The organism is Lederbergia ruris (assembly GCF_018332955.1).
GTDB classification, from domain to species: Bacteria; Bacillota; Bacilli; order Bacillales; family Bacillaceae_C; genus Lederbergia; species Lederbergia ruris.
The window spans coordinates 78,026-91,447 of sequence record NZ_BORB01000007.1; the positions used below are offsets into that span (position 1 = coordinate 78,026).

The 13,422-nt window shown below is 38.0% G+C and carries 11 protein-coding genes; all 11 read left to right on the forward strand.

What is annotated here, in order from left to right; translation table 11 throughout:
- Positions 1 to 56: 56 nt before the first annotated feature.
- The 11 genes from KI363_RS05745 to KI363_RS05795 all read left to right on the forward strand — a co-directional run bounded on the left by KI363_RS05745 (position 57) and on the right by KI363_RS05795 (position 13,374).
- Entirely contained in the window at positions 57 to 1,292 is a 1,236-nt protein-coding gene (locus tag KI363_RS05745) for a cache domain-containing protein (protein WP_212965779.1), read from the forward strand.
- The gene (locus KI363_RS05750) at positions 1,255 to 1,584 is read left to right on the forward strand and encodes a type 2 periplasmic-binding domain-containing protein (RefSeq protein ID WP_212965780.1); all 330 of its coding nucleotides are present in this window, start codon (positions 1,255 to 1,257) and stop codon (positions 1,582 to 1,584) included. Before KI363_RS05745 ends, KI363_RS05750 begins: the two co-directional genes overlap by 38 nt.
- A 203-nt stretch (positions 1,585 to 1,787) precedes the next feature.
- Positions 1,788 to 3,029, forward strand: coding sequence for an alpha-L-fucosidase (locus KI363_RS05755; RefSeq protein WP_246516772.1), 1,242 nt, complete (start codon positions 1,788 to 1,790; stop codon positions 3,027 to 3,029).
- 107 nt (positions 3,030 to 3,136) lie between these two features.
- Positions 3,137 to 4,477 (forward strand): sialidase family protein, encoded by a 1,341-nt coding sequence (locus tag KI363_RS05760; protein WP_212965781.1) that lies wholly within the window; start codon positions 3,137 to 3,139, stop codon positions 4,475 to 4,477.
- 151 nt (positions 4,478 to 4,628) lie between these two features.
- The gene (locus KI363_RS05765; protein WP_212965782.1) at positions 4,629 to 6,992 is read left to right on the forward strand and encodes a glycoside hydrolase family 95 protein; all 2,364 of its coding nucleotides are present in this window, start codon (positions 4,629 to 4,631) and stop codon (positions 6,990 to 6,992) included.
- A gap of 27 nt (positions 6,993 to 7,019) precedes the next feature.
- Positions 7,020 to 8,765 carry a glycoside hydrolase family 35 protein gene (locus tag KI363_RS05770; RefSeq protein WP_212965783.1) on the forward strand — a complete coding sequence of 582 codons (1,746 nt, stop codon included), beginning with the start codon at positions 7,020 to 7,022 and terminating at the stop codon, positions 8,763 to 8,765.
- Positions 8,766 to 8,835: 70 nt separating this feature from the next.
- Positions 8,836 to 9,198 (forward strand): hypothetical protein, encoded by a 363-nt coding sequence (locus tag KI363_RS05775; protein WP_212965784.1) that lies wholly within the window; start codon positions 8,836 to 8,838, stop codon positions 9,196 to 9,198.
- Between the two features lie 346 nt (positions 9,199 to 9,544).
- Positions 9,545 to 9,700 (forward strand): hypothetical protein, encoded by a 156-nt coding sequence (locus KI363_RS05780; RefSeq protein ID WP_212965785.1) that lies wholly within the window; start codon positions 9,545 to 9,547, stop codon positions 9,698 to 9,700.
- A gap of 288 nt (positions 9,701 to 9,988) precedes the next feature.
- Positions 9,989 to 10,471, forward strand: coding sequence for a hypothetical protein (locus KI363_RS05785; protein ID WP_212965786.1), 483 nt, complete (start codon positions 9,989 to 9,991; stop codon positions 10,469 to 10,471).
- Positions 10,440 to 11,726, forward strand: a complete 1,287-nt coding sequence (locus tag KI363_RS05790) for a sensor histidine kinase (RefSeq protein WP_212965787.1) — start codon at positions 10,440 to 10,442, stop codon at positions 11,724 to 11,726. The genes KI363_RS05785 and KI363_RS05790 overlap by 32 nt, the downstream gene beginning before the upstream one ends.
- Positions 11,719 to 13,374: a response regulator transcription factor gene (locus KI363_RS05795; protein WP_212965788.1), complete on the forward strand. Its 1,656-nt coding sequence runs from the start codon at positions 11,719 to 11,721 to the stop codon at positions 13,372 to 13,374. The genes KI363_RS05790 and KI363_RS05795 overlap by 8 nt, the downstream gene beginning before the upstream one ends.
- Positions 13,375 to 13,422 lie beyond the last annotated feature (48 nt).

A 13,422-nucleotide genomic window follows, 5' to 3' on the forward strand; every position in this document is an offset into this window, starting at 1 on the left:
TATTATTAAGGGACATAGTAAAACTTAAAATTCTCCGACTATAGGGGGGAGAACTTATGAACCGGAATTGGTTTCACCGGATGTTGTTAGCGTATACACCCGTCTTTTTTATTATTATTCTCGTTTTATTTTTTATTTTCTTTCAGGTTTTAAATGATCAAAGCAAGCGGGAAGCCGTGAATATAAATGAATCATTGGCTGGACAAGCGTATCGATATATCGATCGGAGTTTGAAAGAGATTGATCATAGAGTTTTAAGAGAATCGTTGATCAATAAAAGTTTTAAAGCGTTTTTAGATGAACAAGATATAGCCGATGTACCAGTAAACCTTGAGGCCTATAAGGCATTGCAGGAGCTGAAAATAAACTACCCGATGATTGATTCTGCTTATTTAGTTCGTGATCATGATAAAACTGTTTTGAGTCTTAGTACAGTTACAAAAATATCGGATTATGGAGATCATTCCTTTATTGAAAACTCCCCGAATGAACATACATCCCATTGGACAGATCGACGTTTATTTCAAGAATTTCCAAAGCAAAGTAAAAAGGCCGTCGTATCACTAAAACGGCCTGTACCTTTCCATGGAAAAGCCAAGGGTTTTATCGTTGTCAATGTAAGTGTAGATGAGCTAAAGAAAGGAATTCAGGAGATGTATGATCCTGAAGTTAGTTTTGTTCAGCTTACGGATAGGAGTGGAACGGAGCTACTGAATGAAGAGATTCATCCGCCAAAAGATCGTGTCCTTACGCGCTTCACTTCGGATTATACGGGTTGGACCATTGAAAGTGGTCTCTCCAAAAGTAATTTGGCAAGAGTTGTGGGATCTGTTCGCTTATTATGGATGATCATCGCGATCTTTGTTGTGATTACTGGGATCATCTGGATGATTTATATAACCAAAAAAGCCTACAAACCGCTGGAACAACTGGTAGGAAAAATTCATGCAAGTTTTTTAAAAGAGCAACTTGTTCTCTCGCAAAAGAATGAATTTACGCTGATTGCGCAAACATTGGACCGAATGATGGAGCAGTCAAATCGCTATGATCAAGTGGAAGATGAAGTTCTATTGTTTCGCAGGAAATATGGGTTTGAGAAAATTTTGAAAGGGAAAGAGGCGTTCCCAGATTGGGAAAAAGAGATGGAAAAAATGGATGGAGATTATCCTGAGGTTATTTTTAATGGGAAGCTGACACCAGAGGAACAAATGCGATATGGAGAACAAGGGGTATTTTACGGAGGAAGCGATTCTTTTGCAGGAGTATGGACCAGAAGGCAAAAGATGGCGTAAGGCGGAAGAAGGGGAGCTTGATTATAATGGAAACCAAGCAAAATATACCCAACTTCCAGGTGAAACGACCCAAACTCATAATGATGGATGGGAGCAATTGGGGCCTTCCTTGCGTACGTTTGAATACCGAGCATCCTTTACAGCGCCTGAAGATCCATTAGCCGAAGATTTGGCCCAATTTGTCACAGGAGATAAGGACTTTGAAAAAGATTGGGATGCGTATCTAAAAGGTTTTGAAGGTTTGCAACTAGATCGCTATCTTGAAATCTACCAAGAGTCCTATGATCGTTAAAATTTTATTATAATACTTAAGTTACGCCAACAGGCACCTCCAGCCATCAATAAAGTCATTGTGCAAATGGACGAAGTAGGGGGGTGCCAGTTTTTTGGAAAAATGCAAACGTTTTAATGGTTATTTTACCGATAACATTTTATACTTATATTGTAAAAACTTTTTACAAAACGCGATACTTATTTGAAGAGGAGTCGATTTTCTTGCAAACTAGCAAATTACCATTGCCTTCCATTCCCCAAATTTTTTGGCAAAATCTTGATCGAGGTATTTTTTGTCATTTTGGCATGAATACGTTTTGTGATCAGGAATGGGGAGAGGGGAATGATTCTCCTGAATTATTCAATCCAACTGAATTGGATGCAAGACAGTGGGTAAAATTAGCAAAAAAAGCGGGGTTTAAATATTTTATTTTGACAGCGAAGCATCATGATGGCTTTTGTTTATGGCCAACCAAAACAACGGATTATTCAGTGAAATCAAGTCCATGGAAAGATGGAAAAGGGGATGTCGTCCGGGAATGTGCGGATGCATGTAGAGAAGAGGGAATGCATTTTGGTGTTTACCTTTCTCCTTGGGATCGGAATGCAGAGTGTTATGCAGATAAAGAAGCCTATGATGATTTTTATTGTGAACAATTAACAGAATTAATGACACAATATGGTCCATTAATGGAAGTATGGTTTGATGGTGCAGGGTCAGAAGGCAGAGTGTATGATTGGGAACGGATCATTGGCATTGTCAAGAAGCATCACCCGAATGCGATGATTTTTAATATGGGCCAACCGACGATTCGCTGGGTCGGCAATGAAATTGGGGTTGCACCTTATCCTTGCTGGAATACAGAAAATGCGGCGAAAATCAGTATGTTTTCGGATGATAAGGTGGACTGGCTTCCAGGGACTCCTGATTGGCTACCAGCGGAATGTGATGTCCCAATCCGGAAACGTCATTGGTTCTGGCACCCAAATGATGAAGAAAGTCTTCTTTCCTTAGAAGAGTTAATGGATATTTACTATCAATCTGTTGGCCATGGGACCAACTTGTTATTAAATGTATCCCCTGACAATCGTGGCCTCATTCCAGAAGTGGATGCAAAGCGATTACTAGAATTTGCGGAAGAAATAAAAAGGAGATTTTCTCACCCATTGGCGACAACTTCTGGAAACGGGGCAGAACTAGAATTAGAGATAGAAGAGGAAACAGAGATCGACCATATTATGCTGATGGAGGACATTGCCTTCGGTGAACGGGTAAGAGCATTTGACGTAGAGGCACTGGTTGATGGAGAATGGCGGACGATTGTAACGGGCACAGCGATTGGGCATCGTTATATAAAAGAAATCCCATCTATTAAAACGAAACAGTTAAAGTTAAAAGTGACTGAAGCGGCAGCACCCCCTATTATTGCTAATCTTTCTTGTTATAATGCGATGAAAGGATAGATATTTTAGGAAAAAATTCATGTTGGTAAAGCAGCATGAATTTTTTAATTATAAATATAATTGGTAAAAAGTGTGGCAGAGAAAAGAGACGAGCTGGAGGTATAAACATGGCAAATATTCATAAACAAGCAGTATTTTATCCGAATTTGGCCGGTTCGAAAGCTTATCGAATCCCATCCACGATCACAACAAAAAAGGGAACTGTCATTGCTGGAATTGATGCTAGAATTGTCGATCAGACTGATAATCCAAACCAAATTGTTGCGACCATTAGACGTAGTGAAGATCACGGTGAGACTTGGGGACCTGTTCAAAATTTGGTCGCTTTTGCCGGGGAAGGTCTAGATGGTGCCGCCGCGATTGATACATCTTTACTCCAGGATGAGGAAACAGGCTCTATCTTTATGATCTATTGTCATACACCTGGTGGCATTGGCTTGTTAAATAGTGTCTCTGGAGTTGGGTTTGATACAGAGGGACGCAGAAGACTATATGATCGCGACGGCAATCTGTTTTTGTTGGAAACAGATGGAAGAGTTATCGATGAAAAAGGACAGGAAACAGGTTTCACAGTTAATGAAGCAGGATATGTATTCAAGGGCCAGGAGACAAAGGGAAATATTTATTTTAAACAAGGGATTGACCCAAATGAAAGTTTGCTAGAGGAAAGAACATCCTTTTTGCAAATGATCCAAAGTGATGATGATGGTTTAACATGGTCAAAACCAAGAGAACTCAATTTTGCGATCAAAGAAGAATGGATGCGGTTTATCGGTTCTGGCCCTGGATGTGGGATTCAGTTAAAATATGGGGACAAAAAAGGCCGTTTAGTTTTTCCAATCTATTTTTCCAATCAAGCTGGTTGTTTGTCCTGTGCTTGTATTTATAGTGATGATCATGGTGCTACATGGCAGCGGGGCGAATCGCCAAATGATGGAAGGGTATTAGATGGGGAAGAGTTGACGGCAGAAACGATCTCACAAGAAAAACAATATTTAACAGAGTCTCAGGTGATTCAACTACCAACAGGAGAGTTGAAATATTATTTACGGAATCATTATGGAAAACAAAGAACAGCAGTTACAACAAGCACAGACGGCGGAGAAACTTGGGGGGAAGTCCTATTTGATGAGGAACTTCTTGACCCGATTTGTCAATCAAGTGTAATTCTCTACCCAGATCTCGGAGATGGCAAAGTCCGTGTTTTATTTTCGAATCCTGCGAATGAAGAGAAAAGGGTTACAGGCACAATCCGTCTAAGTGAAGATGGTGGAAAAACATGGTCATATAGCAAAGTGATTGAGGGCGGTTATTTCGGTTATTCATGCCTAACGGTAATGAAAAATGGTGAGATCGGTATTTTATATGAACGAATCCATGATCACAGTGATTGGAATAAGATGGATATTCCGTTTGCTTCCTTTTCGTTAGAGTGGTTAAAATCATAAAGGAATGGACGGATGGCAGCTTGTCCTTCCCTTATAATCTTGTGGAATTTCTCCAAAAAGATTGATCGACTAAATGGTAGATAACCATATCCTTTCCGTTCGAAAATGATATAATGAAATGGTCTAATAATAATAGATAGGAGCCTCTAAAATGCATCTTTTATCTTACAAAAAACCGGGAGACGCTTGGACGGAAGCTTTACCACTTGGAAATGGAAGAATCGGAGCTATGCACTTTGGCGGTGTGGAGGTAGAACGTTTTCAATTGAACGAGGAGACACTTTGGTCAGGACCGCCAGAAAAAAAAGAATACAATGACCAAGAATCTTTACGGAAAGTTAGAGCACTCATTGATCAAGGAAATTATGAAGCTGCAGCGGACGAAACGAAAAACATGTTTGGTCCTTATTCACAGGCGTATATGCCTTTAGGGAATGTATATATTCAACATGATCACGGGGATATCGCCCATAATTACCAACGTTCCTTAGATATTCAGACAGCCATCTCGACCGTCAGCTATTCAATTGGAGAAACAAAATACATACGCGAGGCATTTATTTCATATCCACATCAAGTTTTGGTGATTCGGCTATCTGCTAGTAAGGAAAACAGGATTAACACAAAGGTATATTTTGATAGTCTATTAAAAACTCAAGTGAAAAATGATCAAGAAAAAATTGCATTACAGGGGATTTGCCCGGAATATTGTGCACCCAATTATGTTCAAGGTCATGATAAGCCAATTGTATATGGGGAATTCGAAAAAACGAAAGCGGTTCATTTTGAAGGAAGACTAGGAGTAGCTACAAAAGGCGGAAAAATAAACACTACAAATGGACAAGTCATTATTGAGAAGGCAACGGAAGCGACTCTTTATCTAGCGATTGCCACTTCATTTAATGGCTTTAATCAGTTGCCAGGCAGAGATTTTTCCACCTTATCCGCACAAAATGAACAAATTCTTGCAAATGTCTTAAAACTTTCTTTTGACCAACTATCGAAGGAACATGTGAAAGATTATCAAGCATTGTATAATCGTGTGAATTTGATCTTAGGAGATAAAAGGGGCGAAGAGGCACTCGATACAGATGAAAGAATTGCCACCTATGGTTCCAATGATCTGGGAATGCAAACATTGTTGTTTAACTATGGTCGTTATCTCCTAATTAGTTCATCAAGAGCAGGCACCCAACCAGCGAATCTCCAGGGAATCTGGAACGAATTAGTACGGGCACCTTGGTCCTCTAACTATACACTTAATATTAATACGGAGATGAATTACTGGCCTGCTGAGGTAACCAATTTGGCCGAATGTCATGAACCACTTTTTAAACTAATCAAAGAGTTATCGATAACGGGAAGGGAGATGGTGCAAAGTCGCTATGGGATAAATGGGTGGACAGCCCATCATAATACAGATATATGGCGAAAGGCTGATCCGGTTGGTGAACCACGGCATGGCGACCCGATTTGGGCATTTTGGCCACTGGCCGGTCCATGGCTATGTCGACATTTATGGGAGCATTATCAATATTCACAAGACCAAGTTTTCTTAGAGGAAGCTCTACCAATTCTTACCGGATCTGTTCAATTCTGTTTAGAATGGTTGATCGAAGACGAAAACGGATACCTTATTACATCTCCATCTACTTCACCTGAACATAAATTTTTAACAATAGATGGAAAAAGAGGCTCCGTAACAAAAGGTGCTACGATGGATCTTCAGATCATTTGGGATCTATTTAGCAATTATCTAGAGGCGGCATCTGTATTAGAAATAGAAGATGAATTGATTTCACAAGTCCGCACAGCAAGAGAACGCCTACACCCCCTTCAAATTGGGAAATATGGCCAATTGCAGGAATGGTTACGAGATTACGAGGATACTGAGCCACATCACCGTCATGTTTCGCATTTATATGGAGCATTTCCGGGGACACAAATTACATCTGGACCTTTTCTCGATGCCGTGCGCCAAACATTGAATAGAAGGGGAGATATAGGAACCGGCTGGAGTCTTGGTTGGAAAATGTGTCTTTGGGCTCGGCTACAAGATGGTGAGAGGATTCAGGAACTGTTTAAACAACTATTCCGCGTCGTGCCAGTGAATAATCAAGATTTTATTGGCGGCGGCCTGTATCCTAATTTATTTGGTGCCCATCCGCCTTTCCAAATTGATGGCAATTTTAGCTATACGGCAGCTGTAGTCGAAATGTTGATCCAATCCCATAAAGGTTATATCGAGTTATTACCAGCTCTTCCATCCGCTTGGTTCAAGGGCTCCATCTCTGGCATTCGTATCCGTGGCGGCTTTGAAGTAAGTGTAGCTTGGGACCGAATGATGATCCAACGCTTGGAAATAAAATCTTTAACCAATCGCTCTATTGCAATAAAAACAGATCAAACTATTTCTCTTCATGGGGAAGGAAAAAAAGCACGAAAAGTAGAACCGGTTGAGGGCTATATTCAATTAGAGATGAAGGAAAAAGAGCAGATTATTTGCTTGTTTTAAAAAATGACAACTGGATGAGGTGTAAAGATGACAAAACTAACCTATGATGAAAAGAATTTTTTATTAGATGGAAAAGAAATCCGGCTTTTAAGTGGGGCGATGCATTATTTTAGAACGGTCCCGGAATATTGGGAAGACCGCTTACTGAAATTAAAAGCGGCGGGTCTTAATACGGTGGAAACCTATGTCGCTTGGAATATTCATGAACCTGAGGAAGGCCAATTTTACTTTGATGGTATCGCTGACATTGTTCGTTTTGTGAAAACGGCTGAAAAGGTTGGCTTGCATGTTATTGTGAGACCTGGACCATATATTTGTGCAGAGTGGGAATTCGGTGGATTTCCATATTGGTTGATGACCGTACCGAATATTAAATTGCGCTGTTTTAATGAACCATATCTCGAAAAGGTAGATCGCTATTTTGATGTTTTGTTTGAAAAATTGCAGCCATTATTGTCTTCCAATGATGGGCCGATCATTGCCTTACAGATTGAAAACGAATACGGAAGCTTTGGAAATGATAAGAAGTATTTAGAGTATATGCGTGATGGGCTAAAGAAAAGAGCAGGTGATACGTTCCTCTTTACATCTGATGGGCCGACGCACAGTATGTTTTGCGGTGGAATGATAGAGGGAGTATTCGAAACAGCCAACTTTGGATCTCGCGGTTATGAAGCCTTTGATCTATTAAAAGAATACCAACCGAATGGTCCGGGAATGTGTATGGAATTCTGGCATGGATGGTTTGATCATTGGGGAGAAGAGCATCATACAAGACCAGCTGAGAATGTTGTAGAATCATTGGAAGAAATTCTCGACCAAAATGGCTCCGTCAATTTCTATATGGCGCACGGAGGAACAAACTTTGCCTTTTACAATGGCGCTAATCATAACGAAGAAGTCTATCAGCCAACGATTACCAGCTATGATTATGATGCCCTACTTACAGAGTCAGGGGAAGTAACAGATAAGCTCTATCAAGTAAGAAAAACATTTGAGAAGTATGTCGATCTTCCCGAGATGATGCTACCGGAACCATTACCGAAAAAGGCCTATGGAAAAGTAGAATTGACGGAAAGTGCGGAACTGCTAGCTTCCTTAGATCAACTTTCCGAGCCTCAATATAGCGCTGCTCCGTTAACAATGGAAGAATATGGACAGGGCTATGGCTTTATCGTCTATGAAACAACGATTAAAGGCGCATACGGGAAACAAAGATTAACCGTTCAAGATGTTCATGACCGGGGGCAAGTGTATCTGAACGGCGAATTCGTTGGTTTGGTGGATCGCATTAGCGGCAAGTCTTCGTTAGAGGTGGATCTAACTGAAAAAGAAAGCAAGTTGCAGATCATCGTAGAAAATATGGGCAGAATCAATTACGGTCCCTTCCTTGTTGATTTCAAAGGGATTACAGAAGGAGTACGCTTAGGCAATCAATTTTTATTTGATTGGACCGTCTATCCGTTGCCATTAACAGATTTAAGCAAACTTTCTTTTTCAAGCCAAGCAACGAAAGAGGAGCATCCATATTTCCATCGTGGAACATTACACGTAGACAAAGTGGCGGATACATTTATCGATGTTTCGAAGTGGACGAAAGGCGTTGTGTTTGTCAACGGCCATAATCTTGGACGTTATTGGGAAATCGGCCCACAACGAACACTATATGTCCCTGCCCCATATCTTCGTGAAGGGGAGAATGAAATTATTCTATTGGAGTTACATCATCATGAAAAGGAAGTTACATTGAAAGATACAGCGAATTTAGGTTGACGGATTGTGCAAGAAGGGGCGTTCCCTCCTTCTTGCGTTAACCACAAACAATGACTAAAGAGGTGGGGCAATGCGGAAAATAGGGATTAATATCTTGATTGTCTGTCTATACAGTTTTCCATTTGTCTATTTTTCTATGTATCAAGACTTTACCAGATATTCAATGATTGGTTATCTCGTCATGTTTCTAGTCACATCACTTCTTGCCTTTTTCAGTACATTCTTTCGAAATGCCATCCCGATCATCCTAGGGAATATAGCCTCTGGCATCATTTCATTTTATTTTATTAGTAAAATGTCAGGGAACGAAGAATGGGAAAGCTTTTTTAAACCACTTACGCCCAATCAATTATTCGTATTTGTTAGTTGTTTGAATTTGCTTCCTCAGCTCATTGTCATGATTATAGCCTATAAATTTAAACGGAAAGACTAAGATATACGTTATTGGATGCAAAAGGAATTAAGTAGCTTATCACAATTGGCAGTGCAAAAAATAGGATCTTTGGTACCTCGGAAGGTTAGAGAAACGAACCAATTGATAGAAAAGCCTTTACTAAATTTTAATAGATTGTCGAAATGTTTGTGACAGAATAGTAACAAGTTTAGGAATCCCCTTTGAAAGCAAAAGAATTTTTCAAGTGTATAGTACAACGAAAAAATAACGAAAAGGGAAGATATAAATGAACGAAAAATTGCTTTGGCAAATTTTAGATGAGATGAAAGAAATGAAAGATGATTTGAAGGAAATGTAGGTTGAACTGAAAGACGAAATGCAAAAAATGAAAGTTGACATGAAAGAAATGAAAAATGAACTGAAAGAAGTAAAATCTGAACAACAACGCCAAGGTGATTTACTCCATCAATTAATCCAAACGGTTGATGCCACCAATACTAGACTTGACTCCATGGAATCGAAATTTAATAAAAGGTCTTAGCACAATTGTCCGATTGAAACGGATATTCAAATATTGTTGGATGAATCCCTTAATCAAAAACGTGAAATATATCGATTGAAAAAAGTGAGCGACTAAAAGCGTCAATCCATCATCACACCGATATCACGAAAAAATTGAAAACGGACTTCGAACATTCACCTCACACGCCCCCCCTTTAAAGATTTATCTAACCTCTAAATCTAGCTACTTGGCTCCTCTGACATTTCTTCCGAGAGAGACCAGGTATATTTTGTTTACATCTATGAAGAAGGTAGAGAGGGAAATATGTTGAAATTATTTAAGGAATTACCAGTCTATCAAAAAATGATCCTAATTTTCATTATTATGTTATCGCTTTTTTATATAGTTAGCTTAACGCTTACTTATTTTGGTAAAAAGAGCCTTGAAGAACAATATGTAGATTCGGTGATCTCAAAAGCTGACTTTTATGGAGATTTACTAGACAATCAAATCTTTTATATTCGAAAACGGCAATTACAACTTTTTTCCGATTCTGATATTCAAAAACTGAGCTTTATAGGAGATCAAGTATCAGGATATGAAGAGGTAGCTTTAATAAATGGAATCAATGAGGAATTAAACAACCTAAATAATTCAAGTGATATGATTGCGAATAATGAGCTTGTCATTCGGTCATATACCCGTGTCCTATCTTTTGACAAAGGCTGGAAAAAAGACGTGGGCATTACATGGAATAATTTGAAAGGAAGAGTTCAAGATGGCGGGGAAACAAGGATTGACCATTTATAATGGTAGACTATATTTACTTGCAATGGATAAAGGGGAGGACATTATATCGTCTATCGAGCTATCAAAAAGTCAACTTTTGAATGATGTTTCTCATATTATTGAGGGGAGAAAAGATGCAGGTGTAATATTAGTTGATCCTTCATCACAATACATATTGACAAATGATAAACAAAATCAAGCTTTATTAAACGAAATCCTCAAGCATAGTGAGGTGGATGAAGAATTTGATAAAGCTCATTCTTTTATTGTGGAAAAAGACAACAAACAGTATCAGGTAACAGAGAGTGAGATTCAGTATTTAAATATGACTTTATATACTTATGTAAATAAAAGTGAATTAACAGAAAAAATGTCCAATTTAAATAAAGGCTTTCTATTGTTAACATTGATCCTACTAATTATTTCAATTCTGTTTTCCTGGTCAATCAATCGAATGATTCATCAGCCACTTAATAAGCTCGTATCCTTATTTAGAAGCTATCAAAATCATTCAGACCTACCAACTCTTAACATCAGGCAAGAAGGGGAATTTTCTTATTTATACTCTAGCTTTCGTGATATGGCAGGACGCCTTGACCAATCAATCAAAGATAATTATGAACATAAATTAGCCTTACAAAAATCAGAATTAAAGCAATTACAATCCCAAATAAATCCGCATTTTCTTTACAACAGTTTTTATAATATTTATCGATTAAGTAAAATGAAAGACCTTGAGCAAGTTTCAATACTCTCACAAAAACTAGCTAGTTACTATCAATTTATTACAAAGAATAGTGAGGATGATGTGGAGTTTGAAAAAGAGTATAAGCATGCGCTAGATTACTGTAATATTCAGAGGATCCGATTCTCCAATCGTATCCATTTCGAGGCTTCTGAATTAATCAATCAAATGAAATGCGTACTTGTTCCACGGTTGATTTTACAACCGCTTATAGAAAACGCCTTTGAACATGCTTTTGAAAATAGTCAACAAGGTATTTTACATATAAAAACTGTCTATGAAGAGACGACTTTACTTGTAGTGATTGAAGATAATGGTCATTCACTTTCAGATGAACAACTTTTATATCTTGAGCAAAGATTACGTCATCCTGAACTAGTAGGAGAAACGACAGGATTATATAATGTAAATACTCGCTTAAAATTAAAATATGGCGAAGAGAGTGGTTTGTTTGCCAGCAGAAGTCATTTAGGAGGCTTAAAGATAGAAATGAAAATATGCGATAAGGGAAGGGGAACCAAACATGTATAGACTGCTCATAGTCGATGATGAACCGATTATTGTGGATGGTTTGTTGCAGTTATTTTCGGAAAGTGAGCTGGAGCTAGAAATCCATTCTGCTTATTCAGTCGCAGAAGCACTAGAATGTGCTTTGCAAGTCAAATTAGATATTGTGATTACAGATATGAGGATGCCAGAAAAAAGTGGTTTACAATTTATAGACGAATTGCAATTACTCTGGCCGAAGTGCCGGATTATCTTTTTATCTGGGTATGATCAATTTGAATACGTATATGACGCTGTTAAGCGTAATATCGATAATTATATATTGAAAACAGAAGATGATGAAGTTTTAATCGCTGCTGTTCAAACATCTATCGAGAAAATAGAGTTGGAAAGATCAATACAAACTAAGCTTGAAGCAAGTGAAAAGCAAATAGAAGAAATCATGCCGCTTCTGAAAAGAGATTTTTTAGACTCACTACTAAACACAAATGAAATCGATCATGTTACACAAAATTTCTCTATCGTTGCACATTCATTGGAGATCGAGTTAGATGAACAGTGGTTCATTATAGCAGGGCAAATCACAAGTGATAAGTCAACGAATACTCAAGATCTCCTCCTACTTAATGAACCGATGAAACGAGACTTGCATCCCAATGTAATAGTCGAGTTTTTTATGTATCATCGTGATTTAGCCATCTGGTTTATTCAGCCCGCAAAAATACAAGGGATATTTTATAAAGATAATAAAATAAAGTGGAAAACATTGAAAGAGTATACAAAACGATTTTTGGAGAGTATACAAGAAAATTATATGCTGGAAAAAAATATAAAAGCGAATTTCGTTATTGGCCAAAGACCGGTTGATGTCAAACTTATAAAAGAGGATTTTCAGAAGATTTGCGATTATTGTAAATTTATTTCTTCCTTCTCAGAAAACATGATCATTATTGACCAAGGGAAAACAAACCCCTTTTACCATATAGGGACAGAGATCTCCGTAGCCCAGAAGTGGAAGAAACAATTAATGGTTTTGGAAAGTGAGATGTCAGAAGGAGAAGAAAAAAAAGCAATCAAAATGATAGAGGGATTATTTGATCAGATGGTCAGTAACAAATATTCTAATATAGATATCACCGACTTTCTACTATCGATTTCACAATTGATTTTGGAATTTTTACGTAATCAAGATTTGTATCAATATATTATTGAACAAAGCGAAGACAATCTTCAAAAAACATTGCAACAACTTCCCATCATTTTTGATTCAAAGGAAGTGCTTCTCTTTTTAGTCAAAGCAATCTGTCAGTACCAAGCAAAATCACGAGAAGAAGGTAAGAGTAAAGTGATTTTGACAGTCAATAAATATATTCAAGACCATATTGGTGGAGATCTTACCCTAACAGCCATAGCGGATTTTATTCATTTTAACCCTTCTTATTTATCGCGTTTTTATAAAGAAACAACAGGTCGGAATTTGTCCGATGTGATTAACGAAGTAAGAGTGAAAAAGGCGAAATATTATTTAAGCGAAACGAAAATGGCCATACATGAAATTGCCAATCAATTGGGATTTAATTCTCCATCCTACTTCACCCTCTATTTCAAAAAAAATACCTTACAATCTCCACAAGAATACAGGGATAAAAACAAAGAAGTAAAGAGAGTGTAACGAAGTAAAAATATTATAATTGTAAACGTTTCACCTATAAACCTACAA

What these genes read in the sequence shown, in the direction of transcription:
- KI363_RS05745 (WP_212965779.1), top strand. Translation starts at nt 57, where the DNA reads ATGAACCGGAATTGGTTTCACCGGATGTTGTTAGCGTATACACCCGTC.
- KI363_RS05760 (WP_212965781.1), top strand. Translation starts at nt 3,137, where the DNA reads ATGGCAAATATTCATAAACAAGCAGTATTTTATCCGAATTTGGCCGGT.
- KI363_RS05765 (WP_212965782.1), top strand. Translation starts at nt 4,629, where the DNA reads ATGCATCTTTTATCTTACAAAAAACCGGGAGACGCTTGGACGGAAGCT.
- KI363_RS05770 (WP_212965783.1), top strand. Translation starts at nt 7,020, where the DNA reads ATGACAAAACTAACCTATGATGAAAAGAATTTTTTATTAGATGGAAAA.
- KI363_RS05775 (WP_212965784.1), top strand. Translation starts at nt 8,836, where the DNA reads ATGCGGAAAATAGGGATTAATATCTTGATTGTCTGTCTATACAGTTTT.
- KI363_RS05780 (WP_212965785.1), top strand. Translation starts at nt 9,545, where the DNA reads ATGAAAGTTGACATGAAAGAAATGAAAAATGAACTGAAAGAAGTAAAA.
- KI363_RS05790 (WP_212965787.1), top strand. Translation starts at nt 10,440, where the DNA reads ATGGCGGGGAAACAAGGATTGACCATTTATAATGGTAGACTATATTTA.
- KI363_RS05795 (WP_212965788.1), top strand. Translation starts at nt 11,719, where the DNA reads ATGTATAGACTGCTCATAGTCGATGATGAACCGATTATTGTGGATGGT.